The organism is Bacillus sp. FJAT-22090 (assembly GCF_001278755.1).
GTDB lineage: Bacteria > Bacillota > Bacilli > Bacillales_A > Planococcaceae > Psychrobacillus.
This window is the reverse complement of sequence record NZ_CP012601.1, coordinates 3619655-3643572: the sequence shown is the minus strand read 5'-3', so window position 1 is coordinate 3643572 and position 23918 is coordinate 3619655. Positions and strand designations below refer to the sequence as shown.

Here is a 23918-nt window from a genome sequence, read left to right as displayed (position 1 = left end):
TCGCGCTGGCAGCAGGCTGCCAAGGCGCGAGTGCCGTTGTCTTCTCTAAATAAGTATTAAAGAAGATTCTATTAATTGCAAAAAGATTTCCATGGGCCATTTCTAGGATGTGTGATGCTCATGAGCACGAAGAATGAGCCCTAATAAAATGAACAATTATCAATAACTTAGCCTAAATAAAAGGAATTTCGTTACCTTCTATTAAGGCTTTTAAATTTGCTAATGACTCATCGAAGCCACCTGAATTCATCGTCACTCTAGCCCCATTATCTTCCTTTTCTATTACAAAGGATAGAAGAGTTTGTTGCGAGTTCAAATAAAGAGAAAATTCCTTATAAGTTCTTAGAACTACAATAGTTAAAGGCATCGTCAGTTTCTCGGAAAGATTATTATGCACACTAGGCATTAACGTAAATGTCGCTTTCTCCCCTATTTTCAGATTAGGTATTTCACACAGAGAACCCGGAACATACCATCGTGAGATTTTCTTCTCTTCCGTTATAGCATCCCAAACAGTTTCTATATCCCCATCAATCCACACTGAACTTATATCTTCCATATCACTCATTACAATTTCTCCTTCTTTTAATAGAACCCCCTATTTCTTCTTTACTTTTGAACCGCTATTTTGCGATCTGTTGGTAAGGCAAGCGCAACCAATCCGATAAGGGGTAGCGTTGAAACGATAATCATCGTTGTGTATACACCGACGTTATCCATTAATATACCTATTAGGACCGCCCCTATTGCACCCATACCAAAGGCAAGTCCAACTGTTAAACCCGCCATAGTACCAATTTTACTAGGTACAAGTTCTTGTGCATAAACGACAGTGACTGAAAAACTTAACATGATGGAGAATCCAATAATTACTAGTAGTAAAACGACTGCCCAAATTGGGACATGCGGCAAAATGAGGCTTAAAGGAATTGGAACAGCCATTGAAAGTAAGATGACGTTTTTTCTACCAAATCTGTCTGCCATTGGACCACCAAAGAATGTCCCAACTGCTCCTAACACAAGGAATATAAAAATAAAAAGCTGTCCTTTTTTAATCGATAAATCGTAGTTTTCCATCAAATGAAAAATATAAAAGTTTGTCATATTAGTTACGTAAAAGGATCTCGCAAAAATAATGATCATTAAAAGTGTAAGTGCTATACCCACTTGTTTTTTAGAAAGAGGTGGCAAAGAAGAAAGTATTGTTTTTTTCCTTTTAGAAAGTTTCTCAACTTCTAACTCTTTCTTATACCAAATAGAAATTCTGGATAATAGAAAAATACCAATAGCTGCAACAATTAAGAAAAGTGCAGCCCCCTTTTGACCAAACGGTACTAGAATAAATGCACTTATTAATGGAGCAAGAGCTTGTCCAGAGTTCCCTCCGACTTGATAAATAGATTGCGATAGCCCTCTTTTAGAACCAGCAGCCATAAAGGAAACACGAGAACCTTCTGGGTGAAATATGGCAGAACCAAAACCAAGGAATACAACGGAAACAAGAATCATCCAATATTCCGCAGAAAATGCAATACCCGCTATCCCAACAAAGGAACTTATCATACCTAGCGGAAGTGCATATGGCATAGGTTTTTTATCACTTATAAAACCTACTACCGGTTGTAAAACTGAAGCGACGATATTCAACATGAAAGATATTAAACCTAACTGTGTAAACGTCAATCCTCTTTCTTCTTCTAAAACCGGAAACATTGCTGGAATAACCGATTGTAGTGAATCATTAAACAAATGACAAACTCCGATCGCAAACATAATAGGATAAACTGGATTTCCCATTTTATGCGAGGCATTAGCTATAAACATATCTTTCACATTCTTTCTAAGATTGATATACATGAATAGTTTTATTATAGCGCAAATTTCGACAATTAATTATAAATTAACAAGAAAGCAAGAATAGTTACTTTTTTCTAGGCAAAACTAAATAGAAGTCATTTTAAAAGAGGTGTTTGAAATGAATATGGATACATTTTTCGAGTTAAACTTTTGGGAAATGTTAATTAGAACAACTTTTTCCTTTATAGTGCTATTAATATTAGCAAGAATATTAGGAAAGAAACAGCTGAGTCAATTGACCTTTTTCCATTACATCACAGGAATAACAATAGGATCTATTGCCGCTGAGATTGCCGCACAACACGAAACACCTTTTCTTGATGGCCTAGTATCACTAGTGTGGTGGACGCTTCTTACACTATTAATGAGCTTTATATCACTGAAATCTCCGAGAGCGCGTGTCTTAATAGATGATGAACCTACTATTATTATTAAAGACGGACAACTTGTGGTGAAGTCTTTAAAGACTGCTCGTTTACATATGGATGATGTGTTAATGCTACTACGAGAACAATCTATTTTTTCCATACAAGACGTACATTATGCAGTTCTGGAGACAAACGGAGAATTGAGTGTATTTAAAAAAGTAGGTCAGCAAGAAGCTACTAAGACAGACGTAAAGGCTACAATTACTCTTCCAACATTTTTACCTTCTGAAATAATAGCGGATGGTAAAATAGTACAAAAAAATCTAACTGAATTAGATTTATCTGAGGAGTGGGTAATGAAAAAACTTCGAAAACAAGGAATCGATTCAGTGGATGAAGTGTTTTATGCACAAGTACAAACGAATGGTTCCTTATACATTAGTTTATATAATAAATAACATACACTTTTTAGAAGACCAATTCACAGAAAGTCGGTCTTCTATTAACATTAAAAAACCAGAAAAAAAGGGGCTTTTAAATAGACTTTTGCTACATTTTAAAGGGTTGGTCGTGACTATCGTCACGACCAACCCTTCTTTTCAGGAAAACGTTTTCGAGTCTTCAAAGATTTTAACCAGTTCTTTTGGCGCCTCGTACATACTCATATGTCCTACATCCTTTAGCACTACTTGTTTTATATTAACTCCATTTGCCGTGAAGGTTTTCTCAGATGGGATAAGTTGATCTTCTGCCCCAGCAACAAGCACTACTGGTAATTTAGTAATATTAATTATCTCTCTTCGATCTTTTCGATCTCTCATTGCCATTAGAGCATTCTTAGCACCAATTGGAGAAGTTGAATATCCAATTTTAATCGCTTCCTCCACTAAGTTTTGATGACTCTTCACGTTATTTGGTGCAAATAGTTTTGGTATTAATCCGTCAACAAATACTTCTATCCCCTCATCGTCTATTTTTAGAGCTGAAGTATCTCTTCCTTTTTTAGCCTCCTCTGAATCTGGTAATCCTGTTGAGTGTATTAAGGAAAAGCCATTTAATCGTTCGCTATATTTTTCTGCGAATGCGAGTGTTAAATAACCACCTAAAGAATGACCAAGCATTGTTACCTTGTCTAGCTCCAAAGAATCTAAAAATTGGTGGATGAAGTCCGCATAATCGTCAATTTGATTCACATTATCCTGCACCTCCGATTCTCCATGACCCGGTAAATCTATCGCAATTACACGATACTGATTAGCAAGTAGTGGAACCACTCTACACCAATATGCAGAACTTCCACAAAAACCATGAATTAGAAATAATACCTTTCCCTGACCTTCATCTATATAAGCTACACTTGAACCTTTTATTTGCACTGTTTTCATCTTTTCATCTCCCTAATATTTGTTCGATAGTTTGGTTTAACTCTTCTATGTTTACCCTATCTACTCGCTCATTACTCAGTTTATACTTTTCTTTTAATAAAAGGATTCTTTCCACACTGGCATTTATTCTTTCCTCTGAAATCTGTCCTTCATTAACAGCTAATAAAATGGAGTCTATCGCTTCCTTAATATTGACATAATCATGAGCAATTAAAACAATATCGTTACCAGCTTTCACCGCTTCTACAGCAGCCTCCCCAATTTTATAATTGTCTAATATCGCCCCCATCGTCATATCGTCCGTTATTACAACACCTTCGAACTTCAACTTCTCCCGCAGTATATTTGTGATTAACACATACGACATCGAAGATGGATAAGTCGGGTCAATTTTTGGCATAAGAATATGTCCAACCATAACAACGTCTGCACCATTTTTTATCGCATCGTTAAAAGGTATTAATTCTAATGCTTGTAATTCTTCTAAACTCTTTTGAATAATGGGTAGCTCTTTATGAGAATCTACAGCTGTGTCACCGTGCCCAGGGAAATGCTTCACTACTGGAATAACTCGTTGATGTTGAATGCCCTTCATCGTTTGAATTCCAAGGGTACTAACAATGCGTGCATTGTTTCCGAAGGAACGATCCCCAATAACCGGGTTTTTAGGATTGCTATTTATATCTAGTACCGGTGCGAAATCAAGATTGAAGCCAAACGCATTTAACTCTTTTCCTAAAAGATTACCTATATTATAAGAGAGTGAAGAATCGTTTAGCCTCCCAATTTCTTGATTTGTAGGCAATTGTATAAGTTCAGGTAGTCTGGAAACTCTCCCGCCCTCCTGATCAACACCTAGAAATATAGGAAACTTATTTTTCTCATTCTCTCCTTTCAATTCATTTAATAAGGAGATGGATTGATTGACATCCTTCAAGTTATCTTTAAATAAAATTATTCCACCAACTTTATCATTGGAAATTAGCAATCTAGACTCTTTAGATAAGCTAGTTCCGTCTATACCAGCGAAAATCATTTGCCCAACTTTTTCTTCCAAACTCATTTCCTTAATAACCGCGATATCAGTACTAACCTCCTCTTTCACTTCTGTAAAAATCGAAATATGGTCAACTTTAGGATTAGGTATACTTTCTGTTGGCTTTGGCAGTACCCACTTAAGTTGATACGTAGAAGTCACATTATATACAAGAATAATTTGATTGGTCTTTGCATCTTGATAACTTCGAACTTCATCAGCTTGTCCCTTTAGTTTCTTAATATCCTCTAATTCGATTTGCTGAATTTCTGGTGAGCTTGAGCGTATATCAAAAACAAGATTGGTGAGATGACCGATTGTTGCATCTTTAGAAAAATAGTCTTCATAAATCTTCGAGGAAAGTTCGTTCATTTTCTCTGGAGTCCCCCATAATTCATGGACTTCCTGAATATCTGATTCTCCCACGAAAAACGGAATATCCCAGGCTTGACCCTTTTCTGCCGCATCAAAAACGAGAGAAACAAGATTCTCATTTTCTAAAGGCATTTCTCTTATGGGTACTTCCTCCTGATGATTACCTTCTTTTATTTCTTGTTTGTTTCCCAAATACATTTTTACTGCAATCATAATGATAAATACTAAAAGGATTATCCCTACTTTTTTAATCATTTCAGAACCTCCTGCATAATAACCTTTCCCTCTCTGCTTTCTCTATTCTTATCCAATATTCCTTTATATTATAATTTTTAATATAATTATTATACTTGATATATTTTTTATATCATAATATACTTCTATTAGAATCGAGGGAATGAATAACATGAAAATTTGCCCATATCTAGAATCATCCTTTCAAATACTTGGCAGACGATGGAACGGTTTAATCGTGCATTACTTATCCAATTGCCCAAATTATACAGCTCATTTCTCAGACCTGAAAAAGGACTTAACTGATATTACACCTCGTGCTTTATCGTTAAAATTGACGGAACTTGCAGAACACGGTTTAGTCGAGAAGAAAATGAGCACGGAGCAGTCAGTTCAAATCTCCTATCACCTAACAGATACAGGTCAGGAGCTTGCGGAAGCACTTAAACCAGTGCATGCTTGGGCAAAAAAACATATTTCTTTAGAAAATTAATGAAAAGAGGGACAGATATGACGAATAAAAACGCTATGATGTGTGACTTAGAAACAGGTATATGCGGTCCTGTTGATGAAGGAAATACTGCAATGGGGCTAATCGACCTAACTGCTCCAAACAAAAAAATAGATGTATATTATGTTACGGATCCAATTTGTTCACACTGCTGGGCTCTAGAACCCACATTACGTAAATTTGTAGAAGAATACGGAAATTATATTAATATGCATACTTTAATGGGTGGTCTACTCGAAAAATGGGATGGATTTGCAGATGTTGCTAATGGAATTTCTGGACCAGCGGATGTTGCGGCCCATTGGCGAGAGGTAGGAGACCACACTCGTATGCCAATAGATGGATCATTTTGGTTAGAAGACCCTGTGTCATCTTCTTATATTCCATCTCGTGTATTTAAAACCATTCAAAAACTAGATTTAAACTTAGCACATATCTTTTTACGTAAAGCGAGAGAAGCAGTATTTCCATTTAATAAAAACATTGCAAGTGATGAAGTATTAATCGACATCATCAATGAAATGGGATTAAAAGGTGAGGAAATTGTGAAAGAATCTCACCTTGCAGTTGCACAAGCTAGCCTGGAAGAAGATTTTAAAATGGCTAGTAAATTAGGTGTTCGAGGATTCCCTACTATTATTTTCTTAAACGAAGAACAAAAAGGAGTTAAAGTGGTAGGGGCCCGTCCATATGAATATTATGTGCAAGCATTACAACAAATGCTTCCTGATGAAAATATTCAACCTAAGAAGGCTCCAAAGCTACAAAATATATTAGTAAAAGAAGAGCTATTATTCTCCCGTGAAATTGAAGAATTATATGGCTTAGATCAACAGGATATTGCTTCATTTGTTGAAAAGGAATTAGTCGAAGGATCCTATTATGTGGATAGAGTACTTGGAGAAAATTATTTTAAGCTGATTAAATAAATAGGAAAATGCCCTCAAGTTTTAGTCTTGAGGGCATTTTAGTGATTACTTTTGCATTGTCGTTAATTACTTTAGTTCGTCTTTTTCCATCGTTGCTTACCCAGCCATATTGGTCTCTCTTTGCCAATACCTTATAATTTTTCATACGCCAGCTTGCGAATGATTTGTTCGTGCTGTGGATATTTGTCTAATAACTCGCTTTGAGTGAAAAGCTCGAAATCTTCATATTCAAATCCTGGTGCAACCATGCATCCAACGAGAGAAAAAGATCCATTCTCCATAACCGAGGACCCGAAAATAGAGTTTTTCGGTACAAGGACTTGTGGGGTTTCTCCATTTTCAATATCCAATCCTACCTTGTGCTCTACGTAGTTACCATCCTCATCAATCACATGCACTAATAACGAGCTACCACCATGAAAATACCATAGTTCATCGGACTTCAGACGATGAAAGTGAGATACATCATCAGCTCCTAGTAAAAAGTAAATGCTAGTATATAACTTTCTACTGCTTACTGATTCTTCAGAAGCAAAGGTACTTTTAAAATATCCTCCTTCTGGATGAGGTTCTAACCCAAGCTGTTTTATGTAATATTCTGCATCCATCATTAAACTTCCCTCGCTTCTAAGTGCTTCATACAATTAAACAAATGACATAAATTTTTATTTTCCTTTAATTCAACGACTGTTACAGATGTATTCCCAATATCCTTTGAAAATTCTCCATTAGGAATAAGTGCATTTAATAGTCTACTAATGAAGCCTCCGTGACTTACCACTAATACCCGTTTGCCTGGATGTGCTTGTTTCACATCTTCTATAAAAGACATCCCTCGAGAAATAATGACCTCTTCTGGCTCAAATCCCAAGTCCTGATCTCTCCATGCTGCTCCCCATTTGGCTACACGTTCTTCTTCGGTCGTTCCTTCTATTATGCCCCCACCAATTTCTCCTAACCGCTTATCTGTAAAAAGTTCAGCTCCAGATTGTTTTTCAGCTATGATCTCTGCAGTTTTTTTCGCTCGAATTAATGGACTTGTATAAATGACATCCCATTCTTCCAATTGAATTCTATCGGCAACGTGCTCTGCCATTTCAATTCCTTCCTCATCTAACGGAACATCTGTATTTCCTTGCGCTCTTCCTTCTTTGTTCCAAGCTGTCACTCCATGCCGTACAAACCCTATTGTTGTCATTTACTATTCTCCCCCTCATACTTGGTTCTTTAAGTATAATAAAATGAAATCAAATGAACAATTCATACTTGACCTTGACGTTGCGTAAAGGTTTAGACTGTAGTTATTAGGAGGTGATAGCGTGGAATATACGGTACAAAAGCTTGGCCAGCTAGCAGGAATTAGTACTAGAACTCTTCGATATTATGACGAGATCGGACTACTTAAGCCCGCACGCATTAATTCATCTGGCTACCGTATTTATGGGTCTGCTGAAATAGATAAACTGCAACAAATTTTGTTTTATAGGGAGCTTGGAGTGAACCTAGATCAGATTAAAGAAATTATGACTTCTGATACATTCGACCGTTCCATTGCATTGAAAGAACATCGAGAAAAACTGTTAGAAAAAAGAACACAATTGGATTTATTGATTGCAAACGTCGATAAATCCATTCAACAAACGGAGAGGGGAATTATCATGTCAGATAAAGAGAAATTTGAAGGGTTTAAGCAAAAAATGGTGGAAGATAATGAGAAACAATATGGGAAAGAAATTCGTGAAAAGTACGGAGAGGAAGCAGTAAATAAATCCAACGCAAAAGTTAAAGGAATGACACAAGCTCAGTATGAGGAAGTTACGAATTTAGCGGAGGAGATTGCAGTAAATTTAAAAGCAGCAATGGCAACTGGTGATCCTAATAGTGAACTTGCTCAAAAGACAGCAGATTTACATCGCCAATGGCTAAGCTTTTACTGGAACGAGTATACGAAAGAGGCACATGCAGGTGTTGCTCAAATGTATGTGGACGATGAACGGTTTACCGCATATTATGATAAAATTCAACCTGGTGCGGCTGAGTTTTTAAGAGATGCAGTTCACATATACACAAAAAACTAAAAGGCATATTGCCTTTTAGTTTTTTTGCATGGAGATAACTGTTTGGATAATGTCTACATCTTCAGGATAGGCAAGAGGCAGCTTAGAAAGTTCATCCACTGGTTGCCAAGCAATTTCATGAATAAATTCGTCTGGATCTTGAATTGTAATTTCTCCGCTGACTATTTCGACTAAGAAATAATCTACTTTGTAGGATATTCCATAGTCACTCAGTACCCCACTTTTGTAATGAACATTTTCCAATGTACGTACTCTGAAACCTGTTTCCTCCCAAAACTCTCTTTCGCAGCATTCTTCAAATGTTTCTCCTTCTTCTAGTGTGCCTGATGGAACAGTCCATTTCTTCTCTTCTCCCGGAGCAGCTTGAAGTACCATTAAAATTTCATTTTGATCATTTATACAAATTCCTGCTGCACCTTGCCAGCTAAACATATCCATTCCATTTCCTCTTCTCTTTAAATAAGATCTTCTTCAAATACAAGTACCTCAGATGCAAATCTGGACTTTTCTAAATCCACAAGACCATTTTGTCGAAAGCAAACTCCCTCATCTTCTAACATAGTCCTTTGTGAGTAAGCAGACTCTTCATCCGGAATGGCAATTTCTCCTTTTGCATTAACCACACGGTGCCAAGGTAAACTGTGCTTGGCACTCATTGAATGCAGAATACGCACTACTTGTCTTGCTCCCCTAGGACTCCCTGCAACCTTAGCAATTTGCCCATATGTCATGACCTTCCCTGCGGGAATCGACTTTATTATTTCAATAACTCTTTCGGTAAAAGGGTTCATCACGTATCAATCCTTTCATTAATTCAGATTATAACTGATTCCTGACAAATATTTTATACTATTTTACTTAGTACCTTGCATAGAATAATACTAAATGATATATTACTATCAAAGGTACTGTTTATTGAATAGTAGTGAAGGGAGTGAAAGAAAAAATGAATATCCAGTTTAAAAAAGGCGTATTGAACCTTTGTGTGCTAGTTCTATTAGATAAACAAGATCGTTATGGATATGAGCTAGTCCAAAAAATATCAGATCAAATCTCTATATCGGAAGGCTCTGTTTATCCATTACTACGTCGATTGACAAAGGAAGGTTACTTCACAACTTATTTACAAGAATCCACAGAAGGTCCACCACGAAAGTATTACAAGCTGACAGAGTTAGGAAGAACTTATTTACATGAACAGCTAAATGAATGGAAAACATTTACAAATGGTGTAAACAATCTAATCGAAGAAGGTGTAAAAAATGACTGAACAACAATTTCTAAGGGAACTGGAGCTTGCTTTAACGAAACTACCTACGGAAGAACGAAATGATATTCTATCAGACATAAAAGAATATTTTAGAAACGGTCGTGAAGATGGAAAAACGGAAAGCGACATCGCCGTTTCTCTAGGCTCTCCAAAAGAAATAGCACAGGAGATCCTAGAAAGCCATGTACCAGAAAAAATAGAAACAACCAATAAAATGATACACGTTCCTCACTCTAATTTTTCTAACGTGATGATGGATATAGATTATGGCTCTCTTAATGTTTTTCCTTCTGAAACAGATGAAACGTTTATTGAATTAATAGGTGAAAATGAAAAATTAGAACTAACAGCGGATGTAGTAAATGATACATTGTCGATTCAATTAAAAACAAAGAAATTCAAATTTTTTAGCTTTTTGTTCCTGATTAAAGAAATGAAAGTGAACGTAGCACTGCCGAAGAAACTATATTCGTCCATCGTCATGAAAACGGATAACGGTCGTATTCGAGCAGAAAAAATTCTTGGGAAAACAATAAAGGTCACTTCTGACAACGGAAGTATTGGTTTAAAAGAATTTGCCTCCACTGTTTTAGATGTAGAAACAGACAATGGTCGAATTGATTTGGAAAAAATTCAAGTCGATAAGCTTTCTACTCAAACGGATAATGGACGTATTGAACTCCGAAATATAGATGCTATACAAATTCGAGCAAAAACGGATAACGGACGAATTATGATGGAATATGTAAACGGTGATATCACTGGGAAAACAGATAACGGCAGAATCTCCCTGCTGACTACTACCTTGGATCGTATGATTGATCTTGAGACAGATAACGGTAGTATTCTTGTAGAAGCTGAAAATGAACCTACAAATGTAACGATTCAGGCCAAGACAGATTTTGGAGGAATTAATATTTTGGGTGAAAAAAACTCACGTACAGTGATTGGTCTAGGAACAAATAAAGTTAAGCTTTCTTCTGATAATGGTAAAATTACAGTAATTATGAAAAGTCGAGCAATGAATTAATTATAAAAGAGCGTTTGTATAAGCTCAATTATACAACGCTCTTTATTAGTTTTAATAACGAAAGAAAGTGTAACCTTTGAAAAAAGATTGATTAAATTCATGCAGAATCATCAAAATCTAAGTATAAACAAACCTCGTAATTCAACTTTTATAAAACATTTCATTGTTCAACAAAAAAACGTCACTCCTTCTTGAATCAACGCCATCGTACTTGTAATCATGTCCTAAAAGGAGATTGTACTACTCTCATTTTTAATACAGTTTGTATCCTTATTTATCTCAATTACATAAGTTATTGAAAATAGCAAAAAGGAGTTGTACATTTGGAAATCCCTGTTTCTGGATTCATGTATCATTCAGACGATTCGGATCCTCAGCATTCCCACCAACTTTTTATCACTTCATGGGATGGCAGACCCGTCCCTGCCCATGTCCACGAATTTAGAGGAGTTACTTCTTTTGATGCGGGACATAATCACAGATACGCTGGAATTACTGAACCAGCACCAAGTGGAGTCCAACACACTCATCGATACTTTACCTTTACATCTGTGGACGATCAACATCAACACGAAATTCGTGGAGTTACTGGTCCAGCTATTCCTCTTCCTAATGGCGGTCATTATCATGAGTTTAGTGGGGTTACTACTATAGACGGAATGAATCCTCATAGGCACAATTATAGCGGGAGAACTAGTTTATAAGCATTTGGGGTTTATACAAGTATGGGCATAAACAATACAACTTAAAGATACGAATAGTTTTTGAAATTTTCTTGGTTGATGTTATAAAAAGTTTTAATATTACACCAACCTTCCCAAGTATTGTTTTGAAGGCTAGCAATATCTTGTTTTTTTATTTGCCCATACTTCTTTTATTTTCAATGTTGCGTGGTAAATTCCAGTTAAAATAGACGGATAATAGCCTTAATATAGCAATTACGATTAAGAGGGAATATGTGGCATAGGGACCGCGTATCCAATTTAAACCAATGGCGAGACCAGCTAATACTGCCCATAAGGCATAAATTTCTGAACGAAAAATCATCGGTTTTCGACCTGCAAACACATCTCTTATAATCCCACCACCTGCTCCTGTCATGGAAGCAGCTATAATTACTGCAATTAATGGAGCATCAATAGATACAGCATAATTTGCACCTTGAATGGCGAATGCTGCTAAACCAATGGCATCAAAAAACACTACCCAATTTTTCCAATTACTTATCCTTTCATTCGGCAGTATATAAATTATAGTAATAGTCACAAATGCTATTTCAAATAAATAACCTTGTAACCATATATTCTCAATTGGTATTCCAATTAATAAATTTCTAACAAGACCGCCTCCGAATGCGGTTGTAAATCCTAAAAAGTAAATACCTAATATATCATAATCCTCTTCTATTGCGACAAGGACACCACTTATCGCAAAAGCAATGGTACCAATGATGTTAAGAATATCCCAAGTCAAAGCGTCGATTCCTCCTTTCTATATGTCCCGGTTTAATCGCAAAAGAGTCGTTCAAAATGAAAATTTTGAACGACCCTACTTTTTTATTCTTGCATACTACAAACAACTTGTCCGACGGCTTTTGCTGCAACTAAAAGAGAATCTTCGTCGATATCAAATTTGGGATTATGGTTGAAATATGGCTTATCAACGCCTTTTGGTGTACACCCGATATAAAAGAAACAAGCAGGGAACTTTTCTGCATAGTAAGCAAAATCTTCGGAAGGTGCCATTGGCGGAACTTCTTTTACTTCTGTGATTTCTTTTATATTCGCATTTTTAAGTGCTACTGCCACTTTTTCTGTAAGTTCAGGATTATTATACAAAGGCGGATAGTCTGGTGTATACGTAAGTTTACAACTTACACCGAACTCTTCCTCCAGGCCTTTGACAAGTCGTTTCACTTCACGTTCAATCGTTTCTTTCGTTTCAACAGTCATGTAACGGATATCACCTTCAAGCTCTACGCTATCTTTTATCACATTAAAGGTACCAGCTCCATCAAACGATCCAATTGTAATTACTCCTATGTCAAATGGACTTAGTCGGCGGCTTATGATGGTTTGAACTGCGGTTACAAAATGAGCACCCGCAACAATTGCATCATTTGCTAAATGTGGCGAAGAACCATGCCCACCTTGGCCTTGTATTTTCAATTTCATGTAGGCCCTTCCATTAAAAGCATAGCCTTTATTGTAACCAACCATTCCAACAGGAGAAATTGGCAGTAAGTGAATTCCATACACTTCATCTAAATCATCCAACAGTCCAGATTCTACTATACTTTTCGCTCCACCTGGTGGAGCCTCTTCAGCATGCTGATGAATTATTTTAATAGTTCCGGATAGTTCTGATTTCAGTTGAATTAAACAGTCTGCCAGAACTAACAAGTAAGCTGTATGACCATCATGTCCGCATGCATGCATGACGCCCTCATTTTTCGACTTGAAAGGAACGGGCGTTTCTTCTACAATTGGAAGCGCATCAAAATCTGCCCGTAATCCAATTGTTTTTCCTGGTTTTCCTCCTACTATTGTTACAATAATTCCGTAACCATTTCCGACGTTTGTTTGTACCTCGACGTTTTTTCCTTTGTAAAAGTCCACAATATATTGAGCCGTTTTTTCTTCTTTAAATGATAATTCTGGATGTTCATGTAAAAAACGGCGAATTTGAATCATTTCATCTTTACGTTCATCCAACATTTTCATTAATTTTTCTCTCATATCTGACAAACTCCTTTATGAAGCTTCATTTTTGCCTGCATTATTTGGAACCGTGAAGATAATTGATAACAATGCGATGACTGTGAAAATTACATTTGCAATAATTCCTCCAGTTGCAACTGCATCTACTCCGCTTTTGTCTGCAATCATAGCATAAACAGTCGCTGAGATCGCAACCCCGAAAGCTGAACCAAGGGAGCTCGTATCTCCCTTATTATATCTCTTATAATTGCAGATTTTGCAATCCAGGGGTATGCATCGAAATAACATAGGGAACTCAAAGCTAGAAACGAGCATTAATAAGGGGAATTCGAAGTTTGATCACTTGTTATAAACCCCTATCAAAAACACATCTTGAATGAGTACTTTACGATAAATAAAGAATCCATTTTGTGAAAAACATTAATCAAAATGGATTCTTAATCCAAATTTTACGTTTCGGCCTTTCAAATCTTTTTTCATATTTCTTCTTTAACTTTCCTGCCTCGTTAGTTTGAAGAACATATAAGAATATAAGTCATAAGGAAAAAATGAAGTCACCTAAATTATTTGGTTTATTTTTCGTAATTCTTGCTTCTATTAAAGGTCCCGTTTTTATAAAAAGGTAAGAATCTTCAAATTCAAATACAAGTGTGGTTAAGATTTCGATATTCTCATCTTTATATCCGTATCCGCTTACTTTATTAATCAAATTATCTTTAAAATAAAATAGTGAGCCAATTATGATATGTTGATGTGGCGAAATGTCTGGTTCTTCCACATAGTCTAACGGTTCAGGGGTTTCCTGTTCGTTCATGATGAGGTGATCAGCAAAATCCTCGTCTTCAAACCAATTTATATTCCAATACCAAAATTCTAAAGTATCTGGGTTATTAATCTTTAAAACATATTCTGAAGAAAAAAGAACCAAATCATCTCCTCTAACATCTAGTTGAGTTGCATATATACCTTTCAATAAACATCCCTGCACCTGCTTAAGACTTTGCCATTCTATTTTCATTTTTTCATCCCCTTTTCCTTACTGTGTACTTCAACTAAACTGCCCGTTAGTTGAGCAAAAGTTACAATCTTCCTAATGAATTTAATGGGTTAATAATAAATATAAAAAAATGGAACATTCCAGTTTATGGTTCGTATTACAAATATACCTTCAGTTAGTGATTTCATCATAAAAGCATTGGCAAATGAGGTGTACCTTGCTTGATACTAATTTTAGTAAGCAGAATGGAGAGGAAAATAATATGATAAGACCAAATAGTAAATACGCAGCATATTCACTAATGTTAAGTATCATAGCTTTTGGTTTAATGCTTTCTCATTTTTTTTCGTCTTATATAAAAGATTTACCATTTATTATTGATATTGCTTTTATTTTAATAGGAATATCGTTTCTTCTATCTTCTAATACCGAAATAAATAGCAGGAAATCTTTTTATATCTACTTGATATGTGGAACTGTAATTATTGTTATTTCTTTACTTAATATTTATCAACAACTTTAATTTTAAATTGTTTGGCTTTTCGATATGACAGGAATGAATAAACCAACTATTGCATCCTAGAGATATAAAATATATATTTAATGTATATAAATAGTTTATACACATAAAATATTTGAGGGGTTTATGACTGTGATACTCTGTTTGTAAAATATAATCATCCACACACAAGATTATCTAAACATTTTAAACACCCTATTACATCACAGGCTTAAGAAAGGAAGAAGATACTTATGATTAACGATACATTCCCAATAATTGAAACAGAGCGTTTAATACTTACAGAAATAAAAAAAGAACATGCAGAGGATATGTTCCAATACTTATCAGATCCAGAAGTTATGAAATATTATGGGATAAGCCCTTTTACTACGATTCAGGATGCTTTGGACGAAATGGATTGGTACAATCAAATTCGTCTAGCGAAGAAAGGGATTCGATGGGGAGTATCTCTGAAAGAAAGTCATCAAATTATCGGAAGCTGCGGTTTCCTAAATTGGGAGCAAAAACATTTCCGCGCAGATATCGGGGCAGAATTGTCTAGAGAGCATTGGGGAAAAGGCATCATGTCGGAGGTTTTCCAGGCTATACTTAGTTACGGATTTCAAAGGATGAATCTAGAACGCATTCAGGCAATTATTGAACCTTTAAACATTGCATCACAAAAGCTAGCAGAAAAAAATGGATTTGTTAATGAAGGATTACTTAGAAAGTATGAATATGGAGATGGGAAATTCGATGATTTATTTATGTATTCTATCTTACGGGAAGAGTTCCAGATAAAGAAGGGCTTATAGAAATGGAAGACATAAAAGAAATCAGTGTGTATGTAAAGGAAGCTTTTGCTTTATTAGAAAAAGTAAATTCACAAGTTGCAAAAGAATTTGCCGCATTATTAGAGAACGAATTAACGCCAAAGCAACTCCTTATCCTACGTACTGTTCGGGATGAGGAAAGCATAACAGCAAATGAATTATCGGAGAGGTTATCATTATCACCCAGCTCTATCAGTCAACTATTAAATAGATTGGAAGCAGGAAAATACCTCAAAAGAGAAATCAATGTAAACAATCGCCGAGAAGTTATCGTGATATTGGGTGACGAAGGTAAATCGCTTTTTAAAGAATATGAAAAAATCGATGAATCCATTATTGAAAAATATTATTCGGAGTTTACAATTGATGAGGTCAAAACTTTCAGAAATCTTGTGCTAAAATTATATAACACCATTGAGTCGAAGAAGAGGTCGTAAATAACATCGGAACATTTTTCTCTACGGTAATAAAAGATTAGAATATCCCTATACAGTTAAAGAAGAGCCCGTATTGTTAGATAACGGGACTCTTCTTTTATTTTAAAAACAGCTATTTGGTTTCAGACATTGCCCCCTTCCAAGAGGAAAAACAGATGGGCTCGGTCTGAATATAATCATTTTTATTATCTGGACAGAAAAGTTTTTATCCGGTCACATTTCTGTTTATTCGGTCAGAAATTTATTTATCCGTTCATATCTAAAATCAATATGTACGAACTGGGACAATTAATTGTAATAGAGTATCATCTTGAGCTGAGTTAATAATAAATGGACGCATGGCACCAGTTAGTTGGATGACTATATCTTGTCCATCAAAAGCTTTTAAAGCATCCATCATGTATTTTGCACTAAATGAAATTTTTATGTCTTCCCCTTCCATTGTTGATAATTCAATTTCCTCTTCGACGTTTCCAATCTCTGGAGAACTAGAGGATACTTCTACTTTTTTTCCTTCCAATGAAGATAAGCGAACAATGTTATTCCGTTCTTCACGTGCCAATAAAGATGCTCGGTCTATCGATTGATATAAAGCCTTGCTATTTAAGGTAAGAATCGTTTTGTACTCTATCGGAATTAATCGAGAGGTATCTGGATAGTTTCCTTCTAGTAAACGGGAGTAGAATAACACATCTTTCGTTTTAAATAATACTTGTTGGCTCGTCATTACGATATAAACAGGTTGAGCGGAGTCTCCAATAATTTTGCTTAACTCATTTAAGCTTTTCCCCGGAATTACTACATTAAATTCTCCTTCTGGCGGCTGCTCTAAAATGAGTTTACGGCGAGCTAGACGATGACTATCTGTAGCTACACAAGTAAGTTCTCCATCTTTAATTTGCCAGTGGACCCCTGTTAATACAGGACGACTTTCAGATGCGGATACTGCAAATACCGTTTCACGCACAAGAGATTTTAATAAATCAGATCCAATTTCAAACTGTGAATCATCTTGAATCTCTGGGAGCAATGGATAGTCAGATGGGTCTAGTCCGATTATATGAAACTCGGACTTACCAGAGCTTATATGCGTATGATTATTTTCTTTCACTTCTATTTCTACATCACTAGTTGGTAGCTTCCTTACAATTTCATTGAACATTCGTGCTTGCAAAACAATGGAACCTTCTTCTATAACGCGAATTACTTGGTCCCCATCTTCTTCCGACTTTATAAAGGTTTGAATTGTAACATCTGAATCACTACCTGTTAGGTGTAATCCCTCTTCGGTGAGTTCCAATTTTATCCCCGTTAAAATTGGAATGGTTGTTTTAGAACTAACTGCTTTCATTACATCATTCAATCCATCTAATAAACGGTGTCGCATCATTTCAAATTTCATCATTTTACCCCACTTTGTTTTTTCGATTCTTACAAACTATTCAATTAAAATGTAACATTATGAAAATTTATTTGCATCCGTTTTTATAAATATAAAAAGCCCTATCACAAAAATTGTGATAGGACATTAAATTTTCTATTTAGAAGCAAGACCTCTACCGATCAAATTAGCTGATATAGGCTTTTTCCCAATTTCTCGAGCCCACACAGATAATTGTCCAATATGATGAATTTCATGAGCAATTATATGTCGCATGACTTCGCCCCATGTATCCGTCTCAACCCTACCATCAGGCATTGTATCGTAAAAAAGCTGATTTTCCATATTTTCATTCCACGCAAGAACAAATGGCTCTACCTCTGATTTGAATAATGCATCTAACTCTTTCACTTTTTCCAACGTATTGTAATCATCAAATCTCTCTTGAAAGTCTGGTTTTCCTTGCAGTATACGAATCCAGCTCCACTCGACATCCACAATGTGAAAAAGCGTATGCAATATCCCCCCTACTCCGCCCGTTCTCACTAAGAGAAGTTCTTCTTCGCTAACTTCTTTACACCATCGATACCACTCTTCCCTAACCATCCAATTGTAACGAAACATCATTTGCAAGAAAATCTCCCCCGATTCCCATACTGTAACTAATAATTACTTAAATGATTCTTCTTCCTATTTGTCCTAAAGCATAGTGAATGCCATGTTGAAGCGTTTGAAAGCAATCGTATTTCGATAGATGTACATCTGATTGTGTAATGACCATACTTAATGCAGGAGAAATGCCTACTAAGACAGTCTTAACTCCAATCAAAGAAGTAGCGGATGCTATATTTTCAATTAACCGAGCTGTGTACTTGCTAATATTTTCATCTAATCCAGTTAAATCAAGAATTAGGTAGTTTGCTTTATAGTTCGGTATATTATTTAATGTTTTTTCGACTAACTCCAATGAACGTTCTTCATCATATTTACCAATAAGCGGTACAACAACGATACCTTCCAACACAGGTATAATTGGCGAAGATAGCTCTTTTACAAGTTCAGAAAGGTCTCTTGTTTTATCTTCTACAAGTGCTTCTAATTGCATAATTTGTTCCATTTGTGTTCTTTTAGCTAATTCACTTATATTATTATTTACTGTTATATCTGAAGGGAAATACTTTACTTCGGTATGCTCGTAACCTTCTAATTGATAATGAACAACCTCGTACCAAATATTAATTCCTAATATTCCAGTCAATATTCCGGCATAGTGAGCCGGAATATATTTTCCACCTACAGACCTTCCTTGTGCTTCATTTATTTTATGTTCCCAACTATTTTTAAATTTGGCTTTAAAGGTATTAGCTTCTAAATCTAATTCTTCAATAACCGTAAGTCCCCAACCTGCAGAAGCATAAGTGGCCGTAATTAGCTTTGCAGCTTCTTCAACACCAACAGACTTCATGTTTTGAAAGTATTCTCCTACAACGAGCCCTTGTCTAAATCCTGTTGTTTCGAAGACCAATTGAGAAGCTTCCTCTCCTGTGATTTCCTCTATTGTTTCTAAGAATGATCGCATAGCTGAAGAAATCCAAAAAAGCATGGCATCTTGTTGTTCAAACATGAGTTTCCCTGTTTCCAAGTCCCAACTAAAATCGATACCATTTACTTTTATATTTGTTTGTTTCTCCATCTTTTATAATCTCCTTTTCTTGCTATTACCTTATAAATTTTAAATGAACTGAATCCATTAGCTTTTGATAACCAATTTCCTGATAGATTTTATTAGAAGTAGGATTTAGCATATCTGTGTAAAGTACACAAAACTGAAATTCCTTCAAAAGCTCTTTACTTCCCGCAGCTACCATTGTGCGTGCATATCCTTTTTTGCGCTGCTCTTTTGGTGTAAATACTAGTGAAACAGTCACACCATTCTCAGTAGGTCTTGCTTTTTTCATCATAGATACTATCTTTCCTTCATTTTCCCATAAAAATACTTCATTTGCATCTAACATCACTTTTACTTTCTTTTCTATTTCTTGCGGCCCCGTTTTTGGAAGTCCTGTATCCCCTTCAAAAAGGCTATACCATTTTTCTATAAGAGGTGCATCTTCTAAAGTTGCATAGCGCCATGTACCAGGACTCATTTCCAACGATTCAACCACCTGATCTAAACGATACAACCCTTGATCCATTGCGATTGAATAGCCTTGTCCTGTTTTCTCCCGCCATTTTTCTGCAAATTTGTATGCCCATTCTTTTACACTAATAATAGATTCTATTTTGATTGATTGTGCCATTAACTCTTGGATACACAAATCGATATAGGCTTCCATTCGAATTTCATCCACAAAAATAATATTAAATGGATGTGGAGGTGTCATTTGAAAAAGTGCTAACAACTCTCCATTTTCTTCAATCGTCGCCATGTAAGGATTATCATATTTCCCCTCTTTTATTCCTTGTAGTACGCCTAAAAACAAGCTAAACCTATCCTCATTTTTAAGTAAGAAAGGTGTAGCCACTTGAGCAAACTCCTCCGCATTTTCATACTGTCTAAAAATCATATTAACATCCCCCTTTGTATCTTTGTATGTTACTATAACTTAAAATACTGCTAGAGGGGAGTAAATGATGAAAGTTATTTCAATACGCAATATACATATTGGAGAAGGTATGCCTAAGATTATCGTTGCACTCATGGGGAAAAACTTAGAGCAGCTTCTTGTGGAGATTAAAACAATACAACAAGCCAGTCCAGATATTGTTGAATGGCGTGCGGATGCACTGGATGAAGTTGAAAGCTTAGAAGTGGTGTTAAAGACACTTTCTACAATTCGTGAAGCATTGTACCCTACTCCCTTACTGTTTACATTTAGAAGTCACCGTGAGGGTGGAAATAAAAAAATTGAGGACATTTATTACAAGCAATTACTTTGTAAAGTAGTGCAATCAAGACAAATTGATTTGATAGATGTAGAGTTATTTGATCCAAATGTAAGTGAAATAGTGGAAGTTGCTAAAATCAATAACGTCTACGTTGTCATGTCCAATCATGACTTTGAAAAAACTCCTGTGAAAGAAGAAATTATATTTAGGTTACAAAGAATGCAGGAATTAGGCGCAGATATCCCCAAAATAGCTGTAATGCCTAAACTTCCAACGGATGTTCTAACGCTTTTGGATGCTACCTATACGATGAATTCACTCTATGCAGATCGGCCAATTATAACAATGTCTATGGCTTCTACTGGCGCTATTAGTCGGATAGCTGGACAAGTTTTTGGGTCAGCAGCAACATTTGGTGCTGGAATAGAAGCCTCTGCTCCTGGTCAAATACCAGCAATTAAACTTCGAAGAATATTAGAAGTCCTACATACAAATTAGAAAAAGAAGCTGTCCTATTTGGACAGCTTCTCTTATAGTTGCTTAGCTAGACGAATCATATCTACACAAGCAATTCCATTTTCCATAATCTCCTCTTCATAATGAAGAATGAAAAAGTCTTTATCTACACCTGTTATACGAAATCCACATTTTTGATAGAGAGCCAGCTGCCCAATACTGGAGTTTCCAGTCCCAATCTCCATTATTTTATACCCTTGTTGCTTTGCTCTCTCAATTGCATCTAGGACAAGTAACTTTCCAATACCCCTTCCCTGTTGCTGCTCCGCTACTGCTACATTCACAAGCTCTACTGTTTCAGGTCTTGTTGGAAGCAATACATATACCCCTATTGTATTCCCATTTTGCTCCGTTATATAGCATTCTCCACGTTCCACATACTGTTTCACCAATTTTTCAGATGGATCTGCAAGTAATAGTAAATCTATTGGATATGCTTCTTTTATTCGCTTTGTTTGCATTTATGCTTCACCGGTTTCTAGTTTTAATAGTTTTTCTTTCATTTCTAATCCACCTCTGTAGCCCGTTAATGTCCCATTCTTTCCTACTACTCGGTGGCAAGGAATAGTAATAAGGACTGGATTAGCAGCAATTGCTGTACCAACTGCTCGAATAGCGGTAGGATTATTGATCAATTCAGCGATTTGTGAATACGATTTCTTTTCTCCATAAGGAATTTTTCTTAAAGCATCCCAAGTAGCTAGTTGAAATGTAGTACCCTTTAGATCCATTGGGAATGTAAATTCACGTCGCAGTCCATCTAAATACTCTTTAATTTCATTCGTATATGAGGTTAAAGCTTCATGACTCTCTACAAATTCATGTTTTGGAAAGCGCTTCTTCACCCAAACTTCCATTTCTTCATATGACTTATCTGGTGAACCTACATAACATAACCCTGATTCTGTTGCAGCAATATAAAATTTCCATTCGTTATGGATGAAATACATCCAATATAATTTACTCATCTGAGCAGTTCCCCTTTTTTCTAAATTGAATTGGTGTATATCCCGTGACTCTCTTAAATAGTGTAATGAAATAGGGAATATTGGACATTCCTATCTCGTCGCCTATTTTACCAAGTGACTTATTAGTAGTCGTTAGCAATTTTTTTGCTTTTGCAATTCTAACTTGTTGCAAATATTCTAAAGGGGAAATACCCAATACTTTTTTAAATGTTTTTTGTAAATGAAAGGGACTTCCATGACCTATATCTGCAAGAAGAGCCAACGTTACCCGTTCATGAAAGTGTTGATCTACATATCCTGTAATCTGTTCAATCCATTCCTCATCAGGCAGTCGCAAACCAGTTGGCTTACAACGCTTACATGGGCGATAACCATCCTCAATTGCTTCATTAGCTTGTGTATAGATTCGTACATTTTCTTTTTTCGGAATTCGAGATTTGCAAGATGGTCTACAAAATATCCCTGTCGATATGACTGCGTATAAGAAAACATCATCATATGCTGAATTATTTTGAATAATTGCCTCCCAATGCTCGTCAATCATGAAATCACCTCCACTTTTAGTATACTTTTATTTTCTTAAAAAAGCTGATTGTCACGTCGTAATAGCAAGATAACGAAACTTTTTCCGTATATAATAAAATAAAAGTCAGGGAGGTGGTAATCATATGTTTTGGAATGAAGAAGATGAGCAAATCATTATAAATACACCATCAAATTTTTCTTTTAAGCAGAACCTTCACTATTTATCTAGGTCTACGAATGAGTGCTTGTTTCTTATTAAAGTGGATAAGGTTAGAAAAGCCATTACTGTAGGTGAATATACAACTCTAATAGAAATTAAAGAACGAGATGACCACTCACTAGTTGTAGATTTTTTAGGAGATACAAGACCTCCGAGTATAAAAGCTCGCGAACAAGTAGCAGAATATATTATCGAATGGTTTGATTTGAAAACCGATATGAGTACCTTTTATGAGCTATCTATTAAGGACCCTATTCTTCAAAAAGCTGTTACTAAATTTAATGGGCTACGTATTATGGGAATCCCAGATTTATTTGAAGCAATGGTTTGGGGTATATTAGGCCAACAAATCAATTTAACCTATGCTTATACATTAAAGAGACGATTAGTCGAACAGTATGGTCAATCAGTTATGTTCGAAGGTATACAGTATTGGGTGTTCCCTTCGCCTCGGGATATCTCGCACCTTTCAATAAAAGATTTAGCAGACTTAAAAATGACGGTAAAAAAATGTGAATACTTAATAGATGTAGCAAATCTAATAGATTTGGGATTACTTTCAAAAGAAATGCTTTTAGAAACAAAAGAGATAAAAAAAGCAGAAAAATTACTTACTGGCATACGTGGTATTGGTCCATGGACTGCTAACTATGTCCTAATGCGCTGCTTGCGATTTCCTTCTGCATTTCCTATTGACGATGTGGGGCTTCATAATGCTCTCAAATATATAACAGGTTCTCAGCAGAAACCTTCAAAAGACGAGATTTTACAGCTTGCTCAAGCATGGAAGGGCTGGGAAGCTTATGCAACTTTCTATTTATGGAGATTTTTATACTAGGATATAAAAAAGCCCATCC

At 35.8% G+C, this 23918-nt stretch carries 30 protein-coding genes; 11 read left to right on the top strand and 19 right to left on the bottom strand.

Translation table 11 applies throughout. The features are described from left to right. Nucleotides 1–172: 172 nt before the first annotated feature. On the bottom strand, nt 173–568 hold the full coding sequence (locus tag AM499_RS18370) for an SRPBCC domain-containing protein (RefSeq protein WP_231687490.1): 396 nt from the start codon (nt 566–568) through the stop codon (nt 173–175). A gap of 41 nt (nt 569–609) precedes the next feature. Continuing rightward, the gene (locus tag AM499_RS18365; protein WP_197275571.1) at nt 610–1824 is read right to left on the bottom strand and encodes an MFS transporter; all 1215 of its coding nucleotides are present in this window, start codon (nt 1822–1824) and stop codon (nt 610–612) included. A gap of 157 nt (nt 1825–1981) precedes the next feature. Here AM499_RS18365 and AM499_RS18360 point away from each other — a divergent pair, with 157 nt between their 5' ends. Next, entirely contained in the window at nt 1982–2683 is a 702-nt protein-coding gene (locus tag AM499_RS18360) for a YetF domain-containing protein (RefSeq protein WP_082355386.1), read from the top strand. Nucleotides 2684–2824: 141 nt separating this feature from the next. Here the strand turns inward: AM499_RS18360 and AM499_RS18355 are convergent, their stop codons facing one another. Together AM499_RS18355 and nagZ are read right to left on the bottom strand one after the other, a co-directional pair. Further along, a complete protein-coding gene (locus AM499_RS18355) occupies nt 2825–3610 on the bottom strand; it encodes an alpha/beta fold hydrolase (RefSeq protein WP_053591558.1) in 786 nt (261 codons plus the stop codon). 4 nt (nt 3611–3614) lie between these two features. Then, nucleotides 3615–5276 (bottom strand): beta-N-acetylhexosaminidase, encoded by a 1662-nt coding sequence (nagZ, locus tag AM499_RS18350; protein WP_053591557.1) that lies wholly within the window; start codon nt 5274–5276, stop codon nt 3615–3617. A 151-nt stretch (nt 5277–5427) separates the two neighbouring features. On the opposite strand from nagZ, the gene AM499_RS18345 reads away from it, so the two are divergent. Both AM499_RS18345 and AM499_RS18340 read left to right on the top strand, forming a co-directional pair. Beyond that, entirely contained in the window at nt 5428–5748 is a 321-nt protein-coding gene (locus AM499_RS18345) for a winged helix-turn-helix transcriptional regulator (protein WP_053591556.1), read from the top strand. Nucleotides 5749–5765: 17 nt separating this feature from the next. Then, nucleotides 5766–6695 carry a DsbA family protein gene (locus tag AM499_RS18340; protein ID WP_053591555.1) on the top strand — a complete coding sequence of 310 codons (930 nt, stop codon included), beginning with the start codon at nt 5766–5768 and terminating at the stop codon, nt 6693–6695. A 131-nt stretch (nt 6696–6826) separates the two neighbouring features. Here AM499_RS18340 and AM499_RS18335 read toward each other — a convergent pair whose 3' ends face one another. Further along, nucleotides 6827–7303 carry a cupin domain-containing protein gene (locus AM499_RS18335; protein WP_053591554.1) on the bottom strand — a complete coding sequence of 159 codons (477 nt, stop codon included), beginning with the start codon at nt 7301–7303 and terminating at the stop codon, nt 6827–6829. 2 nt (nt 7304–7305) lie between these two features. Beyond that, nucleotides 7306–7893 carry a histidine phosphatase family protein gene (locus tag AM499_RS18330; protein WP_053591553.1) on the bottom strand — a complete coding sequence of 196 codons (588 nt, stop codon included), beginning with the start codon at nt 7891–7893 and terminating at the stop codon, nt 7306–7308. A gap of 121 nt (nt 7894–8014) precedes the next feature. On the opposite strand from AM499_RS18330, the gene AM499_RS18325 reads away from it, so the two are divergent. Then, complete coding sequence (locus AM499_RS18325) at nt 8015–8773, top strand: MerR family transcriptional regulator (RefSeq protein ID WP_053591552.1); 759 nt, start codon at nt 8015–8017, stop codon at nt 8771–8773. 15 nt (nt 8774–8788) lie between these two features. On the opposite strand, the gene AM499_RS18320 is transcribed toward AM499_RS18325, so the two are convergent. Further along, nucleotides 8789–9205 carry an NUDIX hydrolase gene (locus AM499_RS18320; protein ID WP_053592277.1) on the bottom strand — a complete coding sequence of 139 codons (417 nt, stop codon included), beginning with the start codon at nt 9203–9205 and terminating at the stop codon, nt 8789–8791. A 23-nt stretch (nt 9206–9228) separates the two neighbouring features. Beyond that, nucleotides 9229–9564, bottom strand: coding sequence for an MGMT family protein (locus AM499_RS18315; protein WP_053591551.1), 336 nt, complete (start codon nt 9562–9564; stop codon nt 9229–9231). Nucleotides 9565–9719: 155 nt separating this feature from the next. Between AM499_RS18315 and AM499_RS18310 the strand changes: the two genes are divergently transcribed. The 3 genes from AM499_RS18310 to AM499_RS18300 all read left to right on the top strand — a co-directional run bounded on the left by AM499_RS18310 (nt 9720) and on the right by AM499_RS18300 (nt 11777). Beyond that, nucleotides 9720–10043 carry a PadR family transcriptional regulator gene (locus AM499_RS18310; RefSeq protein ID WP_053591550.1) on the top strand — a complete coding sequence of 108 codons (324 nt, stop codon included), beginning with the start codon at nt 9720–9722 and terminating at the stop codon, nt 10041–10043. After that, a complete protein-coding gene (locus AM499_RS18305) occupies nt 10036–11073 on the top strand; it encodes a DUF4097 family beta strand repeat-containing protein (RefSeq protein WP_053591549.1) in 1038 nt (345 codons plus the stop codon). Before AM499_RS18310 ends, AM499_RS18305 begins: the two co-directional genes overlap by 8 nt. Nucleotides 11074–11396: 323 nt before the next feature. Next, nucleotides 11397–11777 (top strand): YmaF family protein, encoded by a 381-nt coding sequence (locus AM499_RS18300; RefSeq protein ID WP_053591548.1) that lies wholly within the window; start codon nt 11397–11399, stop codon nt 11775–11777. Nucleotides 11778–11928: 151 nt separating this feature from the next. On the opposite strand, the gene AM499_RS18295 is transcribed toward AM499_RS18300, so the two are convergent. The 4 genes from AM499_RS18295 to AM499_RS18285 all read right to left on the bottom strand — a co-directional run bounded on the left by AM499_RS18295 (nt 11929) and on the right by AM499_RS18285 (nt 14811). Next, nucleotides 11929–12546 carry a trimeric intracellular cation channel family protein gene (locus AM499_RS18295; protein WP_053591547.1) on the bottom strand — a complete coding sequence of 206 codons (618 nt, stop codon included), beginning with the start codon at nt 12544–12546 and terminating at the stop codon, nt 11929–11931. Nucleotides 12547–12629: 83 nt separating this feature from the next. Next, nucleotides 12630–13811: an amidohydrolase gene (locus tag AM499_RS18290; RefSeq protein ID WP_053591546.1), complete on the bottom strand. Its 1182-nt coding sequence runs from the start codon at nt 13809–13811 to the stop codon at nt 12630–12632. Between the two features lie 15 nt (nt 13812–13826). Continuing rightward, complete coding sequence (locus AM499_RS22265; protein ID WP_269432380.1) at nt 13827–13961, bottom strand: hypothetical protein; 135 nt, start codon at nt 13959–13961, stop codon at nt 13827–13829. Nucleotides 13962–14328: 367 nt separating this feature from the next. Next, complete coding sequence (locus AM499_RS18285; RefSeq protein WP_053591545.1) at nt 14329–14811, bottom strand: hypothetical protein; 483 nt, start codon at nt 14809–14811, stop codon at nt 14329–14331. A 732-nt stretch (nt 14812–15543) separates the two neighbouring features. On the opposite strand from AM499_RS18285, the gene AM499_RS18275 reads away from it, so the two are divergent. Both AM499_RS18275 and AM499_RS18270 read left to right on the top strand, forming a co-directional pair. Further along, nucleotides 15544–16107 (top strand): GNAT family N-acetyltransferase, encoded by a 564-nt coding sequence (locus tag AM499_RS18275; RefSeq protein WP_053591543.1) that lies wholly within the window; start codon nt 15544–15546, stop codon nt 16105–16107. 2 nt (nt 16108–16109) lie between these two features. Then, the gene (locus AM499_RS18270; protein WP_053591542.1) at nt 16110–16562 is read left to right on the top strand and encodes a MarR family winged helix-turn-helix transcriptional regulator; all 453 of its coding nucleotides are present in this window, start codon (nt 16110–16112) and stop codon (nt 16560–16562) included. Between the two features lie 265 nt (nt 16563–16827). On the opposite strand, the gene dnaN is transcribed toward AM499_RS18270, so the two are convergent. The 4 genes from dnaN to AM499_RS18250 all read right to left on the bottom strand — a co-directional run bounded on the left by dnaN (nt 16828) and on the right by AM499_RS18250 (nt 20510). Then, nucleotides 16828–17964, bottom strand: coding sequence for a DNA polymerase III subunit beta (dnaN, locus tag AM499_RS18265; protein WP_053592276.1), 1137 nt, complete (start codon nt 17962–17964; stop codon nt 16828–16830). A 135-nt stretch (nt 17965–18099) separates the two neighbouring features. Further along, nucleotides 18100–18576 carry a DinB family protein gene (locus tag AM499_RS18260; protein WP_053591541.1) on the bottom strand — a complete coding sequence of 159 codons (477 nt, stop codon included), beginning with the start codon at nt 18574–18576 and terminating at the stop codon, nt 18100–18102. A 40-nt stretch (nt 18577–18616) separates the two neighbouring features. Beyond that, the gene (locus AM499_RS18255; RefSeq protein WP_053591540.1) at nt 18617–19636 is read right to left on the bottom strand and encodes an STAS domain-containing protein; all 1020 of its coding nucleotides are present in this window, start codon (nt 19634–19636) and stop codon (nt 18617–18619) included. A 25-nt stretch (nt 19637–19661) separates the two neighbouring features. Next, nucleotides 19662–20510 (bottom strand): GNAT family N-acetyltransferase, encoded by an 849-nt coding sequence (locus tag AM499_RS18250; protein WP_053591539.1) that lies wholly within the window; start codon nt 20508–20510, stop codon nt 19662–19664. A 67-nt stretch (nt 20511–20577) separates the two neighbouring features. Here AM499_RS18250 and aroD point away from each other — a divergent pair, with 67 nt between their 5' ends. Continuing rightward, complete coding sequence (aroD, locus tag AM499_RS18245) at nt 20578–21330, top strand: type I 3-dehydroquinate dehydratase (RefSeq protein ID WP_053591538.1); 753 nt, start codon at nt 20578–20580, stop codon at nt 21328–21330. A gap of 32 nt (nt 21331–21362) precedes the next feature. Here the strand turns inward: aroD and AM499_RS18240 are convergent, their stop codons facing one another. From AM499_RS18240 to AM499_RS18230, 3 genes are read right to left on the bottom strand one after another with little or no spacing between them, the layout of a single operon-like run. After that, nucleotides 21363–21809: a GNAT family N-acetyltransferase gene (locus AM499_RS18240; RefSeq protein ID WP_053591537.1), complete on the bottom strand. Its 447-nt coding sequence runs from the start codon at nt 21807–21809 to the stop codon at nt 21363–21365. Further along, nucleotides 21810–22316: a methylated-DNA--[protein]-cysteine S-methyltransferase gene (locus AM499_RS18235; RefSeq protein WP_053591536.1), complete on the bottom strand. Its 507-nt coding sequence runs from the start codon at nt 22314–22316 to the stop codon at nt 21810–21812. Then, nucleotides 22309–22860 (bottom strand): bifunctional transcriptional activator/DNA repair enzyme AdaA, encoded by a 552-nt coding sequence (locus AM499_RS18230; protein WP_053591535.1) that lies wholly within the window; start codon nt 22858–22860, stop codon nt 22309–22311. The genes AM499_RS18235 and AM499_RS18230 overlap by 8 nt, the downstream gene beginning before the upstream one ends. 124 nt (nt 22861–22984) lie before the next feature. Here AM499_RS18230 and AM499_RS18225 point away from each other — a divergent pair, with 124 nt between their 5' ends. Further along, nucleotides 22985–23899: a DNA-3-methyladenine glycosylase family protein gene (locus AM499_RS18225; RefSeq protein ID WP_053591534.1), complete on the top strand. Its 915-nt coding sequence runs from the start codon at nt 22985–22987 to the stop codon at nt 23897–23899. Nucleotides 23900–23918 lie beyond the last annotated feature (19 nt).

Bases quoted from the DNA above. Each gene is read 5' to 3' on its own strand.
- AM499_RS18340 (WP_053591555.1), top strand. From the start codon at position 5,766: ATGACGAATAAAAACGCTATGATGTGTGACTTAGAAACAGGTATATGC.
- AM499_RS18330 (WP_053591553.1), bottom strand. From the start codon at position 7,893: ATGACAACAATAGGGTTTGTACGGCATGGAGTGACAGCTTGGAACAAA.
- AM499_RS18345 (WP_053591556.1), top strand. From the start codon at position 5,428: ATGAAAATTTGCCCATATCTAGAATCATCCTTTCAAATACTTGGCAGA.
- AM499_RS18230 (WP_053591535.1), bottom strand. From the start codon at position 22,860: ATGATTGACGAGCATTGGGAGGCAATTATTCAAAATAATTCAGCATAT.
- aroD (WP_053591538.1), top strand. From the start codon at position 20,578: ATGAAAGTTATTTCAATACGCAATATACATATTGGAGAAGGTATGCCT.
- AM499_RS18250 (WP_053591539.1), bottom strand. From the start codon at position 20,510: ATGATTTTTAGACAGTATGAAAATGCGGAGGAGTTTGCTCAAGTGGCT.
- AM499_RS18240 (WP_053591537.1), bottom strand. From the start codon at position 21,809: ATGCAAACAAAGCGAATAAAAGAAGCATATCCAATAGATTTACTATTA.
- AM499_RS18310 (WP_053591550.1), top strand. From the start codon at position 9,720: ATGAATATCCAGTTTAAAAAAGGCGTATTGAACCTTTGTGTGCTAGTT.
- AM499_RS18335 (WP_053591554.1), bottom strand. From the start codon at position 7,303: ATGGATGCAGAATATTACATAAAACAGCTTGGGTTAGAACCTCATCCA.
- AM499_RS18370 (WP_231687490.1), bottom strand. From the start codon at position 568: ATGAGTGATATGGAAGATATAAGTTCAGTGTGGATTGATGGGGATATA.
- AM499_RS18355 (WP_053591558.1), bottom strand. From the start codon at position 3,610: ATGAAAACAGTGCAAATAAAAGGTTCAAGTGTAGCTTATATAGATGAA.
- AM499_RS18285 (WP_053591545.1), bottom strand. From the start codon at position 14,811: ATGAAAATAGAATGGCAAAGTCTTAAGCAGGTGCAGGGATGTTTATTG.
- AM499_RS18360 (WP_082355386.1), top strand. From the start codon at position 1,982: ATGGATACATTTTTCGAGTTAAACTTTTGGGAAATGTTAATTAGAACA.
- nagZ (WP_053591557.1), bottom strand. From the start codon at position 5,276: ATGATTAAAAAAGTAGGGATAATCCTTTTAGTATTTATCATTATGATT.
- AM499_RS18305 (WP_053591549.1), top strand. From the start codon at position 10,036: ATGACTGAACAACAATTTCTAAGGGAACTGGAGCTTGCTTTAACGAAA.
- AM499_RS18315 (WP_053591551.1), bottom strand. From the start codon at position 9,564: ATGAACCCTTTTACCGAAAGAGTTATTGAAATAATAAAGTCGATTCCC.
- AM499_RS18320 (WP_053592277.1), bottom strand. From the start codon at position 9,205: ATGTTTAGCTGGCAAGGTGCAGCAGGAATTTGTATAAATGATCAAAAT.
- AM499_RS18365 (WP_197275571.1), bottom strand. From the start codon at position 1,824: ATGTTTATAGCTAATGCCTCGCATAAAATGGGAAATCCAGTTTATCCT.
- AM499_RS18255 (WP_053591540.1), bottom strand. From the start codon at position 19,636: ATGGAGAAACAAACAAATATAAAAGTAAATGGTATCGATTTTAGTTGG.
- AM499_RS18275 (WP_053591543.1), top strand. From the start codon at position 15,544: ATGATTAACGATACATTCCCAATAATTGAAACAGAGCGTTTAATACTT.
- AM499_RS18290 (WP_053591546.1), bottom strand. From the start codon at position 13,811: ATGAGAGAAAAATTAATGAAAATGTTGGATGAACGTAAAGATGAAATG.
- AM499_RS22265 (WP_269432380.1), bottom strand. From the start codon at position 13,961: ATGATTGCAGACAAAAGCGGAGTAGATGCAGTTGCAACTGGAGGAATT.
- dnaN (WP_053592276.1), bottom strand. From the start codon at position 17,964: ATGAAATTTGAAATGATGCGACACCGTTTATTAGATGGATTGAATGAT.
- AM499_RS18270 (WP_053591542.1), top strand. From the start codon at position 16,110: ATGGAAGACATAAAAGAAATCAGTGTGTATGTAAAGGAAGCTTTTGCT.
- AM499_RS18225 (WP_053591534.1), top strand. From the start codon at position 22,985: ATGTTTTGGAATGAAGAAGATGAGCAAATCATTATAAATACACCATCA.
- AM499_RS18235 (WP_053591536.1), bottom strand. From the start codon at position 22,316: ATGAGTAAATTATATTGGATGTATTTCATCCATAACGAATGGAAATTT.